Source organism: Priestia sp. FSL W8-0001, assembly GCF_038050335.1.
Taxonomy (GTDB): Bacteria; Bacillota; Bacilli; order Bacillales; family Bacillaceae_H; genus Priestia; species Priestia flexa.
Genome location: NZ_JBBPAL010000001.1, coordinates 1563379 through 1585353, shown reverse-complemented (window position 1 = coordinate 1585353; position 21975 = coordinate 1563379). Strand labels below are relative to the sequence as shown.

General features: G+C 38.5%; 22 protein-coding genes and 1 pseudogene. 6 read left to right on the top strand and 17 right to left on the bottom strand.

The genetic code is table 11. The features are described 5' to 3' along the window. Positions 1–88: 88 nt before the first annotated feature. Complete coding sequence (locus MKZ18_RS08360) at positions 89–874, bottom strand: class I SAM-dependent methyltransferase (RefSeq protein ID WP_078989903.1); 786 nt, start codon at positions 872–874, stop codon at positions 89–91. Positions 875–986: 112 nt separating this feature from the next. Beyond that, complete coding sequence (locus MKZ18_RS08355; protein WP_061785039.1) at positions 987–1421, bottom strand: BrxA/BrxB family bacilliredoxin; 435 nt, start codon at positions 1419–1421, stop codon at positions 987–989. A gap of 210 nt (positions 1422–1631) precedes the next feature. Between MKZ18_RS08355 and MKZ18_RS08350 the strand changes: the two genes are divergently transcribed. Beyond that, complete coding sequence (locus MKZ18_RS08350; protein WP_341344533.1) at positions 1632–2489, top strand: polysaccharide deacetylase family protein; 858 nt, start codon at positions 1632–1634, stop codon at positions 2487–2489. 34 nt (positions 2490–2523) lie between these two features. Here MKZ18_RS08350 and MKZ18_RS08345 read toward each other — a convergent pair whose 3' ends face one another. The 6 genes from MKZ18_RS08345 to MKZ18_RS08320 all read right to left on the bottom strand — a co-directional run bounded on the left by MKZ18_RS08345 (position 2524) and on the right by MKZ18_RS08320 (position 9261). Continuing rightward, complete coding sequence (locus MKZ18_RS08345) at positions 2524–3648, bottom strand: conserved virulence factor C family protein (protein WP_025907692.1); 1125 nt, start codon at positions 3646–3648, stop codon at positions 2524–2526. 74 nt (positions 3649–3722) lie between these two features. After that, positions 3723–5621 (bottom strand): ABC-F family ATP-binding cassette domain-containing protein, encoded by a 1899-nt coding sequence (locus tag MKZ18_RS08340; protein ID WP_341344532.1) that lies wholly within the window; start codon positions 5619–5621, stop codon positions 3723–3725. After that, positions 5602–6258 (bottom strand): HD domain-containing protein, encoded by a 657-nt coding sequence (locus MKZ18_RS08335; RefSeq protein WP_061785040.1) that lies wholly within the window; start codon positions 6256–6258, stop codon positions 5602–5604. Before MKZ18_RS08335 ends, MKZ18_RS08340 begins: the two co-directional genes overlap by 20 nt. Positions 6259–6365: 107 nt before the next feature. After that, a complete protein-coding gene (locus MKZ18_RS08330; protein WP_025907689.1) occupies positions 6366–6842 on the bottom strand; it encodes a glutathione peroxidase in 477 nt (158 codons plus the stop codon). Between the two features lie 71 nt (positions 6843–6913). Beyond that, a complete protein-coding gene (locus MKZ18_RS08325) occupies positions 6914–7450 on the bottom strand; it encodes a hypothetical protein (RefSeq protein WP_341344531.1) in 537 nt (178 codons plus the stop codon). A 122-nt stretch (positions 7451–7572) separates the two neighbouring features. Next, positions 7573–9261: a formate--tetrahydrofolate ligase gene (locus MKZ18_RS08320; RefSeq protein WP_062687392.1), complete on the bottom strand. Its 1689-nt coding sequence runs from the start codon at positions 9259–9261 to the stop codon at positions 7573–7575. A gap of 325 nt (positions 9262–9586) precedes the next feature. On the opposite strand from MKZ18_RS08320, the gene metA reads away from it, so the two are divergent. Further along, positions 9587–10495, top strand: coding sequence for a homoserine O-acetyltransferase MetA (gene metA, locus MKZ18_RS08315; RefSeq protein WP_061785042.1), 909 nt, complete (start codon positions 9587–9589; stop codon positions 10493–10495). Between the two features lie 51 nt (positions 10496–10546). Here metA and MKZ18_RS08310 read toward each other — a convergent pair whose 3' ends face one another. Continuing rightward, complete coding sequence (locus MKZ18_RS08310) at positions 10547–11602, bottom strand: N-acetylmuramoyl-L-alanine amidase (protein WP_163071005.1); 1056 nt, start codon at positions 11600–11602, stop codon at positions 10547–10549. 258 nt (positions 11603–11860) lie between these two features. On the opposite strand from MKZ18_RS08310, the gene MKZ18_RS08305 reads away from it, so the two are divergent. After that, a complete protein-coding gene (locus tag MKZ18_RS08305) occupies positions 11861–12022 on the top strand; it encodes a hypothetical protein (RefSeq protein ID WP_167556147.1) in 162 nt (53 codons plus the stop codon). Between the two features lie 93 nt (positions 12023–12115). Here MKZ18_RS08305 and MKZ18_RS21070 read toward each other — a convergent pair. Then, positions 12116–12373: pseudogene (locus MKZ18_RS21070) on the bottom strand (DUF4183 domain-containing protein); the annotation flags it as partial. Positions 12374–12492: 119 nt separating this feature from the next. Then, positions 12493–13170, bottom strand: a complete 678-nt coding sequence (locus MKZ18_RS08300) for a class I SAM-dependent methyltransferase (protein WP_144593780.1) — start codon at positions 13168–13170, stop codon at positions 12493–12495. A 142-nt stretch (positions 13171–13312) separates the two neighbouring features. Between MKZ18_RS08300 and MKZ18_RS08295 the strand changes: the two genes are divergently transcribed. Together MKZ18_RS08295 and MKZ18_RS08290 are read left to right on the top strand one after the other, a co-directional pair. Then, on the top strand, positions 13313–13534 hold the full coding sequence (locus tag MKZ18_RS08295) for a DUF3892 domain-containing protein (protein ID WP_061785045.1): 222 nt from the start codon (positions 13313–13315) through the stop codon (positions 13532–13534). Between the two features lie 16 nt (positions 13535–13550). Next, positions 13551–13697, top strand: a complete 147-nt coding sequence (locus MKZ18_RS08290) for a hypothetical protein (protein WP_167556148.1) — start codon at positions 13551–13553, stop codon at positions 13695–13697. A gap of 122 nt (positions 13698–13819) precedes the next feature. Here the strand turns inward: MKZ18_RS08290 and MKZ18_RS08285 are convergent, their stop codons facing one another. From MKZ18_RS08285 to MKZ18_RS08275, 3 genes are all read right to left on the bottom strand, one after another. Continuing rightward, positions 13820–14473 (bottom strand): alpha/beta hydrolase-fold protein, encoded by a 654-nt coding sequence (locus MKZ18_RS08285; RefSeq protein WP_251385314.1) that lies wholly within the window; start codon positions 14471–14473, stop codon positions 13820–13822. A gap of 73 nt (positions 14474–14546) precedes the next feature. Next, positions 14547–15701: an ROK family transcriptional regulator gene (locus MKZ18_RS08280; RefSeq protein ID WP_025907679.1), complete on the bottom strand. Its 1155-nt coding sequence runs from the start codon at positions 15699–15701 to the stop codon at positions 14547–14549. Between the two features lie 46 nt (positions 15702–15747). Continuing rightward, positions 15748–16299 (bottom strand): extracellular solute-binding protein, encoded by a 552-nt coding sequence (locus MKZ18_RS08275; RefSeq protein ID WP_144593778.1) that lies wholly within the window; start codon positions 16297–16299, stop codon positions 15748–15750. Positions 16300–16520: 221 nt separating this feature from the next. Between MKZ18_RS08275 and MKZ18_RS08270 the strand changes: the two genes are divergently transcribed. Next, positions 16521–18251, top strand: a complete 1731-nt coding sequence (locus tag MKZ18_RS08270; protein WP_061785048.1) for a glycoside hydrolase family 13 protein — start codon at positions 16521–16523, stop codon at positions 18249–18251. 483 nt (positions 18252–18734) lie between these two features. Here the strand turns inward: MKZ18_RS08270 and MKZ18_RS08265 are convergent, their stop codons facing one another. From MKZ18_RS08265 to MKZ18_RS08255, 3 genes are all read right to left on the bottom strand, one after another. Further along, positions 18735–19610 (bottom strand): helix-turn-helix domain-containing protein, encoded by an 876-nt coding sequence (locus tag MKZ18_RS08265; protein WP_025907676.1) that lies wholly within the window; start codon positions 19608–19610, stop codon positions 18735–18737. Between the two features lie 261 nt (positions 19611–19871). After that, entirely contained in the window at positions 19872–20963 is a 1092-nt protein-coding gene (ribD, locus tag MKZ18_RS08260; protein WP_062686833.1) for a bifunctional diaminohydroxyphosphoribosylaminopyrimidine deaminase/5-amino-6-(5-phosphoribosylamino)uracil reductase RibD, read from the bottom strand. Then, positions 20960–21703, bottom strand: a complete 744-nt coding sequence (locus MKZ18_RS08255; RefSeq protein WP_025907674.1) for a GTP cyclohydrolase II — start codon at positions 21701–21703, stop codon at positions 20960–20962. Before MKZ18_RS08255 ends, ribD begins: the two co-directional genes overlap by 4 nt. Positions 21704–21975: the final 272 nt, after the last annotated feature.

Below are 21975 nucleotides of genomic sequence, written 5' to 3'. Positions count from 1 at the left end.
ACTTAAAAAATATAGTTAAAAAATTTTTTTATACTGCTTTTAGTTTCCCTCTACCTCTTTTATAGTGAATATAAACCATATTTTTATTTTATCTACCTTCCTTTATCTCAATAACACCGTAATGAAAAGCGGCGGTTTTACGCTTATACACATGAAATTGATGCTCATGAAAACGCGTGCTTTTGTAATGATCTTTAAGCACAACACGCTTCCTTGCAACTCGCTTTGCCTGCGTCATAACTTGCTCCGTTAGCGGTGTGTATAAAGCAAGTTGCTTTAACCCTTGAATTCCGTTAGAGTCAGCAAGGTTTGCTTCAAACATGGGATCAAAATAGACAATATCAAATGAATTATCTTCACAGCAATGAAGATATGTTTCGAATGTTTGGTGCACGACAGAGATTCTGTTCATCGCTTCATCTATTTCACGAATACCACTTTTCCACGTTTTTAAGCCTTGCTTTAATAAATACGCCATAAAACGATTTCCTTCTAATCCCTTTACTAGCCCTCTTTCTCCGACGGCAAGGCTGGCAATAATACTATCGGAAGCAAGTCCTAGCGTGCAGTCTAATACGCTCATACCAGTTGTTAATTTTGCGGCTTGAATAAACGGGTCTTGTTCACCTTTTAATAACCGCTTTGCCCGAAACATCGCTGAGTTTGGATGAAAGAAAAATGGTTCTTCTGCTTCTTGGATATGTAGTTCCATTCTCTCTTTTCCAACAACTAAAAGATCTGATTTTTCTTTTTTCTGCAACGTTTTCACAGATGTTTTTGCTCGAGCAACGTATGGAATGTGCAAATCATTTGCTACGCTTTTAGCAAATCTAATCATCTCTTCATCCGTTCTCCCAGCTGTCGTTACAATCATTGATTTTACTCCTTTCCACCTAAGCTACATTATTTGCGCAGAAGAAAAAGGATGCCTGAAGACATCCTTTTCGCGTCTTACATTATTCATCTACTTCGTAGCACGCTATAAATTAGCAGTGCTTGTTAAAACCGTCTAAAACATTTTCAAAAATGGCTTCTAATGATTGACCTTCAATTTCGTGACGTGGAATGAAGTGAACAACTTCTTTTCCTTTTAATAGAGCCATTGATGGAGAAGATGGTTCAATATCACCAAAATATTCTCTCATCTTTGCTGTTGCTTCTTTGTCTTGGCCAGCAAATACAGTAACCGCTTGATTCGGTTTATTTTCAGCATGTAAAAATGCTTGTGTTGCCGCAGGGCGAGCTAACCCAGCAGCGCATCCGCATACGGAATTCACAACAACAAACGTTGTACCCTCTGCATTTTCCATAAATTCTGTTACCGCTTCTTCTGTTGTAAGCTCTTTATACCCAGCACGAGTTAACTCTTCACGCATCGGCTTAACAAGCTGACGCATATATTCTTCATATGCCATTGACATCGTAATCTTCCTCCTTACAATAATTCATCCACACATCATACTACAAATGCCAGGAAAAATCTAGCTAGAGCTCGGTTCAGTACCACATAAATTGAGAAGAAACAGCAATTACTAAAATTCGTTCAATTTTTGCCGTATTTTACTATTATTCTTCCATTTTTTATACTATAGTTATAGGTAGAAGTTTATACATAGAAAGGATTTTTTCAATTGAAACCGGCTTTACAGAAATCAAAACAATTTTACATTGGAATTAGCTTAGTACTACTCATTTTTCTTTTATTGGTGGCAATTGGCAAGTATACGAATGCACAAACAATGAGTGCAGCAGCAAAAGAACCCTTGGCTTACACACCAATGCCACAAAAAGAAAACGGTGTAAACTATGCAGGCAAGACGTTAAACACATTACATCACAGCGCGTATTTAGCAAATACGCTAAACGATCGCAACGAACCGCTTACTAAACCAATTTTTATTACGTTTGATGACGGACCTAACAATGATACTCCAAAAATCTTAGATACTCTAAGAGACTACAACGTCAAAGCAACGTTCTTTTTATTAAAGAATCAAATTGACCGATATCCTGACATCGCTAAGCGCATTGTTGCTGAAGGGCATAGCGTCGGATGTCATGGAGTTTCACATGATATTCATCAGATGTACGGGCAAGATGGCGCTGCTTTAAACGAAATGACAACGTGCTTAAAAGCTCTTAAGGACGTGACTGGCGTTGATAGCAAGCTCATCCGCGTACCTTTTGGTAGCGTGCCGTACTTAAAGGAACCGCATAGAACACAGCTGACTTCTCGTTACCAGCTGTGGGACTGGAATATTGACAGTGAGGATTGGGCGCTACGCTCTGCGCCAAAAATCATTCAATCCATTGAGCCACACATTGAACACGTGAATGCAAGCGAACAAACACCGGTTATCTTATTTCACGATAAGCCTTTTACGGCACAGTCTTTGCCGACTATATTAACCTATTTACATTCTAATCATTATCAATCTATGACGATTAATAATACAATGAAACCATTGCAGTTTCCTTTTCGCACATAAAAAAAGAGCATTCATCTGAATGCTCTTTTTTCTCTTACCCTTTACGACTTTCCGTCATTTGTTTCCAAACGGATCCTTTTGCTTCTTCTCCGCCTGCAATTCGTTCAATTGCTAGTTTAATTTGTAAATCAACCTCAAACTCTGGATCGTTTTCCGCTGCTTTTAAGGCTGACAAAGCTGTTTCGTCTCCTACTTCGTATAAAAACATTGCTGCTCTCCAGCGCACAAGCTTACTTTTATCTTGTAGCGCTTCACACATCGCCGCAATCCCTTCTTCAAACCCTAAATCTGACATACAGTCTCCTGCAGTACGACGAACCGTTACAGATTTATCTTTTAAAGCTTTATATAAGAATGGAAGGACTTCTTTCGATTCAATCATTCCAAGATAGACCGTTGCTAAGCGGCGGATGGATGCTTTTTCATCATCAAGCGCTTTGTTCAAAACGGGTAAATCCTCTTCTGTTGGATTCATTTGCTCTAAATGAGCATAACGAACTGTCCAATCTTCCTCATCTAACATTTCTTCTGTTACTTTATATGCTTCGCGTGGCTTTACAACTTGCTCTCCACTTTCCTCTTGCTTTGCAAGTTGGACAAGTCGATTCAAACGCTCCTCAGGATAAGCTGCTGATAATTCCTCTACAACATCTTCTCCAATTGCTTCTAGTTCACCGTAGCGAACTCCTTGCTCTTTCCATTTACGCTCCAATACAACGTTTGATGCAAATTGCTGAACTTCAGCAACCGCTTTTGCAAAACGATCTGGAAGCCCAAATCGCTTCTCTTCTGTTCCATCCGTTAACTTTACTTGCATAGGGACATTTTTAAACAGTTGAACAGCTACGCTCACTTCCCCGTAGTGCTCATTAATCTGCTGGTTTTCAGTCTCATCCTGTATGTCTTCTCCAAAAGCTGCGCGAACCTGAGGTAAAATTTGTTTCCAATCATATTTTGCATTACGCTCAACTGCCAAAAAATCAGCGACGTGATATACGCCTTTTACGCCTTCAACCTTCATGATTTCTTGAATAACCGCTGGGGCTTCATGACTATTATCTTTATGGTAGTTGTTGCTTTTTCCTCCAGGCAACACTTCATTTAAATTGATCTTCATTGTATTCGGACTTGGTGTGGGTTCAATAGATTTAATCTTCATACACTCATACTCCTCAATTTCATTTTTTTACATTGTAACATGCTCAAAAACAGAGGGTCTAATCACCTGCTTTTTTACGCATTTTCAATTTCTTCAATTAGTTCCGAAAGCTCCGTCCAGCGTTCTAGCAGCTCATTTAAATCATCGTTTGCTTGCTCTTGTTCCATCGATAAGGTATAGGCTTTGGAGTAATCACTTCCAGCTCGTTCAATTTCAGCTGTTAAGCGTTCAATCTCCTCTTCTTTGGCTGCAATTTTATCTTCAATTTCATCCCATTCTTTTTGCTCTTTATATGATAAGCGACGCTTTTTCTGCTTTTCTTGTACTCTAGGCTTTTCTTCTTTCACTTTGGTCTCTTGCACTTGTTTTTGCTTTTGACGTCTTGCTTCTTCCAGCTGATCCGTATAAGCACCGTAATAGGTTGAAATGACGCCGTCTCCTTCAAAGACCAACAAGTAGTCAGCGACTTTATCTAAGAAATAGCGATCATGTGAAACAGTAATAACAACGCCTGGAAATTCCTCTAGATAATCTTCTAGAACCGTTAACGTTTGTGTATCTAAATCATTGGTTGGCTCATCTAACAGCAACACGTTCGGTGAGGTCATTAAAAGCTTCAATAAATAAAGGCGACGACGTTCTCCACCTGAAAGCTTTCGAATAGGCGTTCCGTGTGTATGAGAAGGAAATAAAAAACGTTCAAGCATTTGCGAAGCTGAAATTACTTTTCCATCCGTCGTTTGGACGATTTCAGCTGACTCTTTGATATAATCTAGCATTCGTTTATTTAAGTCCATATCGTCACTTTCTTGCGTATAGTACGCAATTTTAACAGTTTGCCCACGATCAACCTCTCCGCTATCAGGTCCAATACGACCAGCAAGCATGTTTAAAAGCGTTGACTTCCCGCTTCCATTTTTACCGACAATCCCAATCCGATCTCCTTTTTTCACAATGTGAGTGAAATCGTTCAAGAGCATCTTACCTTCAAATGCTTTTGACACTTCTTTTAGTTCAACAACTTTTTTCCCTAAACGACTGCCTGCTAAACTTATATCCAGTCCCTCTTTTTCAGTACTTCCTACTTTTCCTTCAAGTTCTTCAAATCGTTGAATGCGCGCCTTTTGCTTCGTTGTTCGCGCCTTGGCACCACGTCGAATCCAAGCTAATTCATTACGGTATAAATTACTTAACTTGGATTGCGTTGCTTTTTCTTGCTCTTCACGAAGTGCTTTCCCTTCCAAAAACGCTCCATAATTTCCTTTGTAGCTGTATAAATTCCCACCATCTAATTCAAAGATGCGATTCGTAACGGCGTCTAAGAAGTAACGATCATGCGTTACGAGTAAAACAGCACCTTGATACTTCGCTAAATATTCTTCTAGCCATTTTACCGTTTCATAGTCCAAGTGGTTTGTCGGTTCATCTAAAATTAAAAGATCCGGCGTTTGAATTAAGCTTTGAGCAATGGAAACACGTTTTTTCTGACCACCAGATAATGCCCCAATTTTCTCTTGCATATTGGTAATACCAAGCTTCGTTAGAACGGCTTGGGCACTAGAGTTCGCTTCCCATGCGTTCATTGCATCCATCTTTTGCTGAAGATCATATAAATTCTGCTGCGCTTTTTCACTCGAAGCATCTTGCTGGAGCTCGTACAGCGCAAGCTCATATTGCTTTAATAACTGAAGAAGCGGCGTATCACCGCTGAAGACCTGCTCTAGCACCGTAAGTTCAGGATTAAAATCCGGGTGTTGAGGCATATACGTAATGCGGTAATCCTTCGCGTGCATGACTTCGCCACCATCGGCTATTTCCAGTCCTGCAATAATTTTTAGCAACGTTGACTTTCCTGTACCGTTGACACCAATTAAGCCAATTCGTTCATTTTCAGTAATGGTAAAGGTTAAATGATTAAATAAGTTCTTTTCCCCATACGTTTTTGTTAATTCTTCAATCGTAATCATTTTCATTGTTATAATTCCACTCTTTCTTAAATTGTGCTAAAAAGCCAAGCATATAGTCATGACGTTCCTTTGCAATTGCTTTAGCTGTGTATGTATTCATTCCTTCGTACAACTTCAGTAGCTTTTCATAAAAATGGGCAACAGCCGTTGACTTTCCATTTCGATATTCTTGTTCCGACATCACGTCTCGAATCTCAATTGAAGGATTGTATAAAGGTGTTCCTTTAGCTCCTGCATACATAAATGTTCGCGCGATACCCACTGCTCCAATTGCATCCAAGCGATCCGCATCTTGCACAACTTCTCCTTCTAACGTCGTCATGTCCGGACGGTTTCCACCTTTAAAAGACACTGTTTTTAAAATATGTATAATATGATGACAATCCTTTTCGCTAATCCCGTGAACAATCAGCCACTCTTCTACTTCTTTGTAAGCTTTATTAACATCAACCACTAGTTTATCATCTACAACATCATGAAATAAAGCAGCCAGTTCGACTACCTGTTTATTTCCACCTTCTTTTTCACATAGAATCATAGCTAAATTGCGCACGCGATTAATATGCTGCCAGTCGTGGCCCGTAGTGTCATGTGCGAGCTTCTCTTTCACAAATGCTTCTGCTTCTTTTATCGTTCGCTTCATCTTAGCCTCCTTATGAAACGCATTTATTCAATTCATTTTACCACAAAGAAGCTCAGGGTGTTTGAGTAACAAAAAAGCAGATGAACACTACGCTCACCTGCTTTGCCTTATATTAATTCTTCAATGTCTTTCTTTATATCTTTTGGTGAAGTTTGTGGCGCATAGCGCTTAATTACTTCTCCTTGACGGTTCACAAGAAATTTAGTGAAGTTCCATTTAATTGTTTTAGATCCAAACACACCGGGCGCCTCTTCAGCTAAGTATGTAAATAGAGGGTGTGCATGTTCGCCTTTCACGTCCACTTTATCAAACATCGGAAAAGATACTCCGTAATTAAGTTCACAAAACTGTTCAATATCACCTGCGCTACCCGGCTCTTGACCACCAAACTGGTTACAAGGGAATCCAAGAATCTCTACACCTTGGTCCTTCATCTCTTCATAAAGTGCTTGAAGCTCTTTATATTGCGGAGTAAATCCACACTTACTTGCTGTATTAACAATGACCAAAACTTTATCTTCGTATTGGGAAAGCGACACTTGTTCACCTTTAATCGTTTTTGCAGAATACTTATAAACTGACATACATTCGACCTCCATTTAGTAAAGTATCGTTCATACCTTTATTGTAATGTATGAGATGTCGTTTCAACAATTTATAAGCGCTTATCATGTGATTGCTGGTCATAATAATTTTTCAACTGGTCCATTGTTTGGAGCATATAGTCAATCATCTCAATTAAATCGGCCACTTGGTCTTCATAAACAAAGCGGTTAAACATCACTTTTACTTCATTTTCATATTCGTCAGTGTCAACTTCATGAATCACTCGTTGTTCAATTACTCGATTCTCTCCCCAAACTCTTTCACACAGCGTGCGAATTTCATTGCAGTCTTCAATCGTATAAGCAACGGCTTGCTTAATATAAAAAGCAATAAATACCGTACAGCCTGGCTTTTCCTGACGAGACGGAGTTAACTCAGCATGGATGCTATCTAAATCCGTTGAAAGAGCCAAGGTTGCCGTACAGCACGAATGCTGCTGAAATGAAATACGATACGTCCTCGTAAACCGAGCTAAGTCCATTAAGTCTTCACGATTTACAACCGATACTTGCCCCGATAAATCTAAATCGTATATTTCCCCTTCCACAACCACTTTTAAATTATCAAATACAATTGGATCAAACATCGTTCCACTACTTTCTTTACAATAAAATAATTTATCCTTTACTTGTTCTAACCATTTCCTATGATAACATACGCTCTTTGGAAAAAATAAGAAAAAGACGATGCACCCATCGCCTTTTCCTATTAAAAGATTCCTACTGCTTGTCCGTTCTCGTCGACGTCCATATTTAGCGCTGCTGGTTTTTTCGGGAGGCCAGGCATCGTCATAATTGAACCTGTTAAAGCAACTAGAAAACCCGCACCGATCGATGGCTTAAACTCACGAATTGTGATGCGGAAGTTTTCAGGTCTTCCTAATAGTTCTTGATCATCACTTAGTGAATACTGTGTTTTCGCCATACAAATCGGTAAGTACGACCATCCGTATTGTTCAAACTGGGCGATTTGCTTGTGGGCTTTTGGAGAGAAATCTACGCCACTCGCTCCGTACACTACTTTTGCAATCGTTTCTACTTTTTCTTCAACTGTCGCTGATAAATCATAAATCGGTGCAAAGTTTGACTCTTCTGTTTTCATGATTTGGAGAAGTTCTTTTGCTAAATCAATACCGCCAGCTCCACCTTTTTCCCACACTTCTGTGAGGGCTACTTTTACGCTGTTTTCTTCACACCAGCTCATAATCGTTTCAATTTCTCCTGTACTATCCGTAACGAAACGATTCACTGCCACGACGCACGGAACTCCAAATGCGCGAATTGTTTCAATATGCTTTTCTAAATTCTTCATGCCTTCTTGTAGCGCTTCAATATTTTCCTTACTTAACTCAGTTTTTGGAACGCCTCCGTGCATTTTCAATGCGCGGACGGTTGCAACAAGCACAACGGCTTCAGGCTTAATATCTGCCATTCGTGCTTTAATATTTAAGAACTTTTCTGCTCCTAAATCAGCTCCAAATCCTGCTTCTGTCACAACATAGTCACCTAATTTAGCCGCCATCTTCGTTGCAATCACGCTGTTGCACCCATGGGCAATATTAGCAAATGGACCGCCATGAATAAGAGCTGGCGTATGCTCTAACGTCTGGACGAGATTAGGCTTAATCGCATCTTTTAACAGAAGGGTCAGTGCTCCTTCCGAGTTTAAATCAGCGACCGTTACTGGCTCATTTTGATATGTATAACCAACTACAATGCGAGCTAATCGTTTTTTCAAATCTTGAACGCTTGTTGCCAAACAAAAAATGGCCATAATTTCTGATGCTACTGTAATATCGAAGCCATCTTCTCTTGGTACACCTTGAACTGGACCACCAAGCCCGACTACTACTTGACGAAGTGCACGATCATTTAAATCAACGACGCGCTTCCATGTTACTTTACGCGTATCAATTCCTAGCTCGTTACCTTGGTGAATATGATTGTCAATAATAGCTGATAGCGCATTGTTTGCTGTTGTAATGGCATGAAGGTCTCCCGTAAAATGAAGGTTGATGTCCTCCATCGGCACAACCTGAGCATAGCCACCTCCAGCTGCTCCTCCTTTAATTCCCATGACTGGACCTAAAGAAGGCTCACGCATGGCGATAATTGCTTTTTCATTCAGCTGTTGAAGGGCTTGTGCCAGTCCTACAGTTACCGTAGACTTCCCTTCACCCGCAGGGGTCGGATTAATGGCCGTCACCAAAATAACCTTGCCATCCTTTTGGTCTTTTAAGCGTTCCATAATGTCCAATGAAAGCTTTCCTTTATAATGGCCGTATGGCTCGAGCTCCTCTTCTAAAACACTTAGCTGAGCTGCAATATCCTTAATCGGTTTCATCTTTGCTTCTTGAGCGATTTGTAAATCACTTTTCACTTGTTTCTTGGTTGTCATGTTATCCTTCTCCTTTTTCATACAAATGAATGCACGCTCTTTTTACCATTAAAAGAACCTTATTTATGTATATTAGTCTTATCTAAGTATTATCTAGCACTTACTGTTGATATTGTATCATTTTTGGCTTAAATTACGAATAAGAAACTCTACTTTTTCGAAAATTCAGTTGATTAATATTCTGTATATTCATATAATAGTGTATTGTATATAGAAATGAAAATCGTCTTTGAAAAAACCATTCAAGAGATAAAAAAATCTGTGCGCTCACTATATATAGTGATTGATTGCACGTTATATTACGAAAAAACAGGAGGAAGTTTTATTGCCTATTAACATCCCGCGTGATCTACCAGCAAAAGAAATTTTAGAAAAAGAACGTATTTTTATCATGGATGATGTCCGGGCATTTAATCAAGAAATTCGCCCTTTAAATATTGCGATTTTAAATTTAATGCCTGAAAAAGAAAAAACTGAAACACAGCTGCTTCGTCTGCTGGGTAACTCACCGTTACAGGTACATATTACGCTTCTGCACCCAGCAACCCATGAAGCGAAGACAACGAGTAAAAATCATTTGGAGCAGTTTTACAAAACCTTTAAGCAAATTAAACACCAAAAGTTTGATGGCATGATCATCACCGGTGCACCAATTGAACATATTCCATTTGAAGATGTGAATTACTGGTCGGAGCTCACTGAGATTATGGATTGGTGTAAAACAAACGTTACGTCAACGATGCATATCTGTTGGGGAGCTCAAGCTGGGTTATATCATCATTTTAACATTGATAAAAGACCGCTTGACGAAAAATGTACAGGTGTGTTCACACATACTTCTCTTCAAGAGCCTATTAAGCTTCTGCGAGGGTTTGATGATCTCTTTTTCTCCCCTCATTCACGCAATACAGATGTGGACTTAAATGAAGTGAAAACTCACCCCGATCTAACGTTGCTATCACACTCAGAAGAAGCAGGTGTCTACTTAGTCATGTCAAAGGATGAAAAGTTCATTTTCGTAACAGGTCATCCTGAATATGATGTTCAGACGCTACAAGATGAGTTTATGCGGGACAAAACAAAAGGAATGGATGCAAAGTTGCCTGAGCACTATTTTCCAAATGATGATCCAACCCGTGCTCCGCTCAAAACGTGGCGCTCGCACGCAAATCTATTATTCATGAACTGGTTAAACTATTATGTTTACCAAGAAACGCCTTATGAGTGGAAATGAAAGAACCTGGTCACAAACAAAGCGGACTCTCTCTAGAGTCCGCTTATTTCTTTAAAATAATGCACGCCACGTATTTATACCAATGATTCCATCTACGGAAAGGCCTTTGCTACGCTGAAATGCTTTTACTGCACTTAACGTGTTGGTGCCAAAAATGCCGTCAATAGTGCCTGGATTATGGCCAGAAATATAAAGAGCGGCTTGTGCAATCCATGTTAAATTTCCACGAGCCCCTTGTACAATATTTACAACGGCATTCCTTGTATTACTCCCATAAATACCATCTACGGCTAAGCGAGCATTAAACTGCGTGTTCAGCTCAGACTGTAGACCTTTAATAAGCGCTGCTTTTGTATTAGGTCCATAAATGCCGTCTACAGCAATGCCTGTTTTATAGCGAGAATTTAACGTTTGTTGAATGGTACGAATAACAGTATCTCCCGAAGTTGAAGCTGGCGGAGCTGAAGGCTTTGGTGGTGTTGGCTGTGGTTTTGCAGGTGCTTTTGGCGGCGTTGAAACTGGTGTTGGTGTTGGCGTAGGTGCAGGTGTAGCCCCTGATTTTGCAGGCAACCTTAAAAAAGTTGCCATTCCTTTTGCATAGGCATAGGCTATATTCTGTAAAAACGATTCGTTTTTAAGCAAAGTCGCATCTGCAGCTCGGTCAATAAAAGCAATTTCAGTTAGAACAGCCGGCATATTTGTACGACGAAGCACGGCATAAGAGGCTGTTTTTTTCCCTCGGTTTGGATGGTTGTAACCGCCTATTACTTTCTTTACTTCATCATGTACTGCATTTCGCAACGAAACAGAGCTAACTCTTCGACCCGTATAAATATAATCTTCGTATCCTGTTCCACCTCCAGCGTTCACGTGAATAGACATAAATGCGTCTGCTCCCCATGCGTTTGCCCGACTTGCTCTTTCACTTAGTGACAAAAACACATCCGTTGTACGCGTAGTGCGAATGGTAAACCCCGTATATTGATCATTAAAAAATTGAATCATGTATTGCTGAAGTTTTAATACTAAATTTTTTTCAAGCAGCCCACTTGACACGGCCCCTGAATCGTGACCACCATGTCCTGCATCAAGATAAATTTTTTTCATATCGCTTGTCTCCTCCCTATATTTAAATTATGCTGCATTCGCTTATAGCGACACGTACAGAAACCCACTTCAACTATTTTCTAAAAAAAGGAACGTAACCCGAGGTTTAATTTATGTAAATACAGAGTAAATACTATATAAAGAGACTTTTAACAGAATGATGTTAAATGAATCTGTTAATGATAAGCTGTATAGCTGTTTTATCAGCTCCTCATTCTACCTCAGAAGTCTTTACTGAAACGTTAGGGAGTTTTTAAAATGATTACAAAAAAAGAAGCGTTTCTATTTCATCATGAGTTAAATCGGCTGCTGGCAGATTATCGTAATTGTTCAAATTCAAACATTCGAGATGAGATTTACAAAGATATTCTGTTAATAACGAACGTCATCCACGAGTTTAAAGAAAAAAGCTTGCATTAGATACAGAGATTGATTCTTTCCTTTTATATAGTTGAACACACATCAAAAAGGGAGTAACATTTGTTACTCCCTTTTTGATGTACTGCATATTCCTTACGTACTAATGGTTGTATCAACATCTAAGTTTGTGATGGAAGTAGACGTTGAGGTCACGTCTGCGAAATCATCAAGCTCTAATACCACTGGAACACCAACGGGTACAGGTGCACTGATTGTTACCTGCGCAGGAGTAATAACGCTTAATCCTGCTTGTTGGAGTACTCCGTTGATATAAACGTTATATACATTATCTGCTGCGGGTGTAGGTAGTGCTGCAACGGGATCTCCATTATCATCTAAAAAGGAAGCAACGGGAAATGAGGTCGACTTTCTTTCGTGAGTTCATGTCTTTTTTGCTCCACGTTCATCCCTCTTTAATCTGACAGTCTTACTTCATTGGTATGTTGAGCTACATTTGGTTTATGTGTTTTTTACATTTTTTTCAATATAAACAACCATAAAAAGCTTAATGACTGCTTCAACTCAGAAGACAATGTTACAAGTGTTTCTTGGTTTACTCCTTTTTTATATACGCCTTCACCATCTATAATCTCCCAACCATTTTCAGAAGCAAGCTGTTGAAACTCCCACGGCATCATCGTATTACAAATGACGTTCTCTCCGTACAGACGACGATAGCTATTGGTTCTTGGTTGTGCTGTTGGTCCTAATATTCCTACACATGCATGACCTCCAGACTTCACCACTCGTTTGATTTCATTTAATGCTACTAACGGCTGTTCTGTCCATTCAAGGACATTAATGACGACTACAGCATCTGCTAAATCATCATCAAAAGGAAGATCCATAACGTCTGCTGCTTTAAATGTCGCAACGTGCTCATGCAATTCTTTTGCTTTTTCAACCATCTCTGTTGATAAATCGACTCCAAGTGCTTTGTACCCTGCTTGTGCTAACAGCCTCGTTCCGTACCCATCTCCACATCCAATATCTATGACGGTACCATCTTTCTTAACATGCTGTTGAACTAAAGGGATAACTCCTTTTCTACTCCCGTTTTTCCACATATTTTCACTTTTTTGATTCCAGAATGAAACTTTTTGATTCCACTGTGAATGTGCTTCCTGATGCCAGTTAAATGTTGTCATGTATGTACCTCCTACTTTAATTTATTGTTATGTTATTCGTGACAAAAGCTTCTTTACCTTTTAAAAGGAATAAAACTCTACAGTTTAGCCATGATAAAAATGTGTAGGTTTCTTCATAATCATAACTAAGAAGGTGAAAAACATGGATCAATTTGTTGCCGTTCGCAAAGATGATAAAGGAAACTTAACTGAATTTAAAACACAAAGTGGTCAGATACTGAACTACGAGGAAGCCATGAAGCGTGTCGCCTCCGGTGAAATTGAACACGTTACGACGTTTATTGGAAAAGACGGCGATACATATATTCGCAGCGTACCTGACCATGATAAAACAAACAACTTAGATTCGTTACCAACTTTTTAAAAGGAGAATGATGATTATGACAAAGAAAAACAATAAAGGTAGTGCAAATCAAAGCAACCCAAAAACTCAGCATCAAATGGTTGAAATGGGCGAAGAAATTACAAGCGGAGATAATTCAAAAGGAAATAAGCGTAACAAAGATCAAAATAGCAAAACAAATTAATAGGACATAAAAAGCAAGGATCCAAACGGACCCTTGCTTTTTACAACCACCTTTTTACCTTGAACTTTTTATGAAGTGGATGTGTAATTATTATACGATGATGAATCGGAGCACCATAATCGTCAACTTTCTCCTTTGCCATCATCTAAGTAAAGACGAAAACCCAATCCAGTATCAATAGGTAGTATAAACCGATTATAGAAATGGTGAGAATCCACCTTCTTAAGAGGTAAATCGGCGTAAACCCTTAATGCATCTAACAATGCATCTTTGCTGTTCACTTGAATGGAAACGGGCACTCTATCAGATAGGTAATCTACGATTTCAATTTCTTTTGAGCTTACTATTCCTTCACTCTGAAACTGAACAACGGTTTTGCCCACAGACTTAGGGATAATCGTTCCATCTTTCGCAATTGAAACGATGCGTTCATTCTCAACTTGATATTCTCCTTTCGGTTGAATGCAAGCAAGAGCTGGAGGGACTTGCACACTATATTCATTCGCTCGCTCTTCTTTCATATTTTCAATTCCAACAATAATAATTTCTTGCATTTTCCCCTGCTCAACAAGTCTATTTACCACATGATGAACGTTCCATAATTGGCCGTTGAAGGCTGGATGAAAAATATTTTGACCATCATGCATATAGAGCACAGGATACGTGGTATTTTGTGCTTGTTTATAGCTAGGTGGTAAATAAACATACAAATTACGTTCGTTCTGCAAATGAATAGATTTAAAATTTGAAATTTCAACAATTGAATGATCACTCAAACTAATTCACTCTTTATATTAATTCATTAAATTAAATAATATATTTAAAAGAAAAGAGCGCTTTTCACACCCTTTATACTTGTTTTTGATACACGCTATACCATAACGCTAAGCTACCGGCACCAATAATCTCGACATATTCTCCAAGTTCGGATGAAATAACTTCTACTTCCTCCTTACGAGCTAAGAAAGATCGCTCATTCACTTCCTGTTTAATAATTGACGTTAGATCAACGCCAGCAAGGGTTAATGGACCAGACACAACAATTTTTTTAAGGTGAACCATATTCACAAACGAAGCCAGAACGACCGCTATTCGCTCAGCTGCTTTTTCAACAACGCGCCTAGCTTTACCTTCTTGATTGGCTACTCGCTGTAGCACTTCTTGGATATCTTGTGCCTGTAGTTCTTCTACAATGGCTTGCTCTGATGCATATTGATTGAGACAGCCGCTGCTTCCGCACCAACATGGCTTTCCATCTGGCAGGTATGTCATATGGCCGAACTCACCTGCTCCTGTTAACCCACTGCGATATAATTCGCTTTTCAACACTAAGCTTGCTCCGATACGATATCCAAGGTACAAACACATAAAATCAGCAACTTGCTTTCCTTGTCCAAACATCTTTTCTGCTAAAGTTAAGGCACTTACGTTATTATCAAAATAAATAGGAAGCTTTAACTTCTGCTTTAGATATTGCACAATGGGCACATCAGGCCAACCAATTATATCGTTTCCTAAAAGCTTACCTTCTTTCAAATCAACTGCTCCCAATGAGCCGATCCCGATGCTCGCTACGTCTACTTCTTGCGCATTAATATACTCACTAATTCTACGTGCCACAAACTCTAAATACTCTTCCAGGTTAAAATCTGCTGGAACAGGAACCACTTGAATATTACGCGTCTCTCCTTTTAGGTTTACCAACCCCACTCGGATTGTCTCCATACTAATGTGAACTCCAACTGCCCAATAAGCATCGCCTTGTAAATCCAACGCGATGGATTTTCGCCCTACTCGCTTTGTTCCTTCTTGAACATCTCCGCGCTCAATGATAAAGCCTTCCTGGATCAATTCAGCTGTAATATAAGTAATTGTTGCTGGTGTTAGCTGTGTAATCTCAGCAATTTTCTGTCTCGACATCGGTCCGTTTTGCAGCAAAACTCTGAGTACCAATGACTGATTTAACTGTTTTGTTCGCGCTGTATTTTGACCTTTTAATACCATATCTCTCTATCTCCTATTACATCTTTGTATTTACTGGTATTTTTTATTATACCATGCACGCATTGAAATAATAGCGCCACTTTCCCTTCTGAAAAAGCGCTTCTAAGGTAGAGCCACCATTTTCACCAATAATAGCTTTTGGAAACAAGTTTTCGTTGTACCATTTTGAGATATAGCTGACCCCATCTATCGCCCCATCACTATGTAGTCCAATATCAGTTGGATCTAGCGATTGCTTCTCTTGTTTAAACACATAGCTTCCCATACCGCTCAATACAGCATTGGCAAAATAAAAATTATCCCATGGAGCCAAGAAACCGTATTGCCCTGCGTTTTGATTAGATTTTGAAATTTCGTAAAGTTCATTCATCGTTTTGGGCGCCTTCTTCATAAGGTCTTTATTATATAGAAAAATAGGCGTTTCAATAGCTTTTGGTAGTCCGTAAAGTTTCCCAGCATAAGATTCTGCTCGGATTGATTGTTCTGTAAATGCCGATACAATTGATGACTCTATTGTCACGGGTGCAATGACACCTTCTAGTGCTAGCTGACCAATTTGATCATGAGGTAAAGCTGCAATGATTTTCTTTATCTTCATAATAAAACCCCCTACCCAACAATTAATTAATTATTTCAATTAATTTATTTATGGTTCATCATTATAATTCGGTTTTCTATTCTTGCAAGCACTTACACCATCTTTTTTAAAATAAAACTCTTATGTTTTTCTATTGACACATTATTAAAATACTCATAATATAAGATTCAATCAATATTAATTAAGTAAATTAATAAATTAAATTTGAAAGGATGTTTCTAATGCTTCGTTCTTCTATTTATCATCGACCGAAAAATAATTTCGCGTATGCGTACGATGAAGAAACTCTACATATCCGATTGCAGGCTCAAAAAGGAGATCTCCAAGATGTGACTCTTATTCATGGTGACCCTTACATATGGGAAAACGGTGAATGGATTTATTCAACAAGTTCTATGAAGCTTGTAGGTTCTGATGACTTGTTCGATTATTGGCAGGCTATCATTCGTCCTCCACATGCTCGCTTACGATACGGATTTATTTGCAACGATGGAAAAGAATCTTTAACGTATACGGAAAGAGGATTTTTTGAAGATGTTCCTACCCATTGTCACTACTATTTTGCTTTTCCATTTTTAAATAAAATAGATGTTTTTTCCCCTCCTTCATGGGTAAAAGACACGGTTTGGTATCAAATTTTTCCTGAGCGTTTTGGGAATGGAAATCCAAAGTTAAACCCAACGAACACCTTATCATGGGGAGAAACACCTACTCAAAGCAGCTTTTTTGGTGGCGATTTTGAAGGGGTCATTAATCATCTCGATCACCTTATTGAACTAGGAATTAACGGCATTTATTTCACACCTATTTTTAAAGCAATGACCAACCATAAATACGATACAATTGATTATTTTGAAATTGATCCACATTTTGGAGACAAAGAGACTTTTAAGCGACTTGTAGACGAATGTCACAAACGCGATATTAAAATCATGCTTGACGCCGTCTTCAATCATAGCGGCTACTATTTTGAACCGTTTCAAGACGTTATTAAATACGGTGAAAGCTCGAAATACAAGGATTGGTTTCACATTGCCAAATTCCCGCTTAATCCAGGAAACCAGCTATCTTATCGTACGTTTTCCTTTGAGCCAACCATGCCAAAGTTAAATACAGAAAATAAAGATGTGCAAAATTATTTACTAGAAGTAGCAGAGTATTGGATTCGAGAATTTGATATTGACGGATGGAGATTAGATGTAGCGAATGAAGTAGATCACCATTTTTGGCGATTGTTCCGCAACCGAGTAAAAGCAATTAAACCGGACGCATATATCCTAGGTGAAATTTGGCATGATGCAATGCCTTGGCTGCAGGGAGATCAATTTGATGCTGTGATGAATTACCGCTTTACAAACGCAGCGATTGACTTTTTTGCAAAAAAACAAACTACCGTAGAGCAATTCCAAAACGAACTGGTTCACGTGTTGCAATCTTATCCGCAGCACGTAAACGAGGTTGCTTTTAACCTGTTAGGTAGCCACGATACAGCGCGAATTTTAACCGTATGTGAAGAAGATACAAATCGTTTAAAGCTGCTTTATTTGTTCCAACTTTCCTTCACTGGAACACCTTGTATTTATTACGGTGACGAAATTGGCATGACAGGTGGAGATGACCCCTTATGCCGTAAGTGTATGGAATGGGATGAAAACAAACAGGACCTTGAATTATTTCATTTTGTTCAAAAACTTATTTCACTTCGTCAACAAAGCCCAGCTTTCTCCAAGGGAGAATTCTCGTTCCATGCTATAAATGAGTCTCTTGTAAGCTATCGCAAAACGCTTGGTGATGAAGAGCTACTCATTATCATTAATCCAACAAACCGTTCATTAAAGGTTAAATTTCCTACTTCATTTGCTGACAGCATTGATTTATGGACAAATAAGCACGTATCAAACGATTTGATGTTAAACGAAAATGAATTTGTGATTATGCGTAAAATGAAATAACCGAAATGGCCATGATGATAGTCATGGCTTTTCGGTTATTTCATTTTAACTTTTATAGACTTCACCTTAATTAACGAGAACAACAAAAAACAAGCCCAACCAAGAACAGGTTGGGCTTAATTCATACATTTATTTCATAGAGGGGGTCTACTGAAAAAAGCTCTACAGCGGACTTATTATTGTGATATTGAGAAAATCGTTATAATCAATGTTGGTTCGGTAACCCTAAAGTTGTTACTTGACTTTCCTGAGTTACTGCACCAACTGATGCTACACCTGCCACCAATGTAAATGCTAATGTTAATCCTACTAATAATTTTTTCATAGATATTTCCTCCCCTTATTGTGATTAATGTTAGTGTAGCATAAGATTTTTTTTCGTGAATTTGATGATATGGGCGAATATACCTGTTTAAACGGGCTTATTCTTCTAATTCGCCTTATTTTCTCAATAATTATAATAATAGGAATATTTTTGTTTTTTCATACGAAAAGTTCATTAATTTCACTTTTCACTAACTCCGTGAACTTTTCATTCCTTTGTAACTGGAAGATATGGACGGATTTCTCTAAGTATTCTTTCCCTTGCTTAACTCTTCCAAGCTTTATTAAGTTTTCACCAGTTTGGTAGTGAAGTTCACCAAATAAATACATGGACTCATTGGTTATGCAAAGATCGATCCCTCTACTGCTGTAGGTAATCGACTCTTCGTACTGTTTCATATCAGCTAATGTTTTCGATAATCCATATAAAATACGAACCTTCAGCATCTCTTGACGAATTTGTGGAAGTGCCGTTATATGCTTTAGCGCTTGTCTATATAGTTCTTCTGCATTTTCATATTCTTTTTCTTCATGATAAATGATAGCTACGCTGTTTAAAATCTCAATTTCTTTTTCTTTATAAAACGTCTTCGACTGCTTGGTATAGTCAATCGCTTCGTATAAAAGATTGAATGCTTTCTCTTTTTGCTTATGCAAGTAATACGTACAAATTCCTTCATGCCACGTTAAAAACTGCTTATTTAGCGTTGGTTGAAACAATGGACTTTCTTTTTCCTTCTTTATAATATGGTCAATCGCCTCATAGTCTCTTTGGCGAATATATTGACGGATAAGTGATTTTACTGCATCCACATAATCTAATCGGGGAGACTCAACTGTATCAAAAAAATAGTTTACATCTACGCCCAAACGCTTTGATAGCTTATACAGCGTAATGCTAGAAGGATACTCTTCACCATTTTCAATTTTGCTAATCTGCGCTTGGGTACAAATATCTTTTGCTAATTCTTGTTGAGTTAGCTCCGCCATTTTTCGAAGTTCTCTCATGACACGCCCAATTCTGTACTCTCTCATCTCATTCCTCACCCTTATATAAAATTTCAACCAATAGTATGTGTTTCTCTTTTTCTTAAGCAAATTCCTTTATCTAAAGACATAAAATCCGCTTTCCAAGACGTTTATAGGTTCTTGTATCAAAACAAACGATAAAACACAATATAAGTTTCGCAAATTTCACAAAATAAGCTACTGACTGTCGAAACCATACATAAAAAACCTGCATCTTGCTGTTAGAATACGCCTAACAGCTAAGATGCAGGTTATAAGAGCCAGCTTTTATTCATAGATTGGATACGCGCTAAATTTATAATCTCTGCCCAGTCGTGTTACGGTAACATGCTCAAACTCTAGTGCGTCTGACATTTTCTCAGCACCCTTTCCTTCCACAAAAGTAGGAGCATCTTCACCTCCAGCAATCTTTGGTGCCACGTAAAGCTCGAGCTTATTAATTAGCTGTTGTTCAATAAAGGATGCGTTCACTTGTCCTCCACCTTCAATTAAAAGAGAAGAAACCGAATGCTCACCCACTATTTCAAGCATTTGAGATAAGTTCACATGCTTTTCACCGCTTGTGACAAAGACTTTTACACCTTGTTCTTCAAGAGATTTTCTTTTTCTATCATCATAATTACTCGTTGTAAAAATCCACGTTGGCGCTTGTTTATCCGTCACTACTTTTGCATCCAGCGGCGTTCTTAGCTTTGAATCCAACACGATGCGAATTGGATTGCGACCACCTTCAAGACGAGTTGTTAATGATGGATTATCTTCAATAACTGTTTGAACCCCGACTAGAATTGCACCTGTTTCGTGACGAAGTTGATGAACATCTTTTCTAGCATCTTCTGACGTAATCCATTTGCTGTGAGAAGACGCCGTTGCAATTTTGCCATCTAGCGTAATGGCAGATTTTAAAATAACAAACGGCTTTTTTACCGTAATGAAGTGATTAAACACCTCGTTCATTTGACGAGATGCTTCTTCACATATCCCCACTTCAACTTCAATGCCCGCATTCTTTAAAATACTTACTCCTCGTCCTGCCACAAGTGGGTTTGGGTCAAGCGTAGCAATGACGACTTTTGACACTTCTGCTCGAACAAGCGCTTCTGCGCAAGGACCGGTGCGACCATGGTGGGAACACGGTTCTAACGTAACATATGCCGTGCTTCCCTTTGCTAACTCACCGGCCATATTTAAAGCATGAATTTCAGCATGAGGACCCCCCGCTTTTAAATGCGTACCAATTCCTACAATGCGGTTATCATTTACAATCACGCATCCAACAAGTGGATTAGGGTCCGTTTGCCCTTTTGTAGCCTTTGCATTTTGAATTGCAATGTTCATGTAAAATTCGTGACTAATCAAACCAGTACCTCCTCACCTAAGTGACCGGAGCGCTGCACTTTTGTTTGAAGATATTTTTCATTAAACTCTGATACGTCTCCCCAAAGTGGAATACGGCCAGATAATGAAGCACCGTTCTCTTCTAATGCCGTAAGCTTTTTTGGGTTATTTGTAATTAAAATAACCGGCTTTCTACGAATCTGCTTTAGCACGCTGATTGCTTCTTTATATTGACGAGTATCATCAGCGAACCCTAACTCTTCGTTCGCTTCAACCGTATCAAACCCATTTTCTTGAAGCACGTAAGCCATCGCTTTACTAAATAAGCCAATTCCTCTTCCTTCATGATTTGCTAAATAAAATAAGGCACCCGCTCCGTTTTCTGTAATCATCTTCATGGATTGTTTCAACTGGAATCCGCAGTCGCAACGCTTGCTTCCAAAAATATCACCTGTATGACAAATACTGTGCATGCGAATTAATGCTTGATCCGCTTCTTTAAAGTCTCCATATACAAGTACGCTAGACTGCTGTAAATCAGCTAAATTAGCAGAATTCACCTGTTCAACTAGCTCTTCTAAGCTAAGTTCTCCTTGTTCCACATCATCCGAACGTAACCAAGAATACCATTGAAAGATTTTAGTTTCTCCTTCTAAGTTAACCGGTAAACGAATTGGTCCTACAACGTATATATAATGATCTTGATTATTAATGACATTTACTTTATCTTTTAGTGCATCTATCACTTTTTCATTTAACATATTGGTTCCTCCTGACAATCACATTACATTCTTATTTTAAACTAATTAATGTCATCCTTCCAATTTGGATGCTTTACATTCCATTTAGTTACTTTTTGTAAGTTAATTTAATTATAAAAGTTACATTTATATTTGTAAATCATTTTATCTCAAAGTAAATAATTTGAACACTATTTATTACGCGTCAATGTGCTATATATAATTTTACAAGGGTAAGGAAACGAAAGAAAAGCACAGCGAATAATTTCTTCACTGTGCTTTTTTAAGCTTTT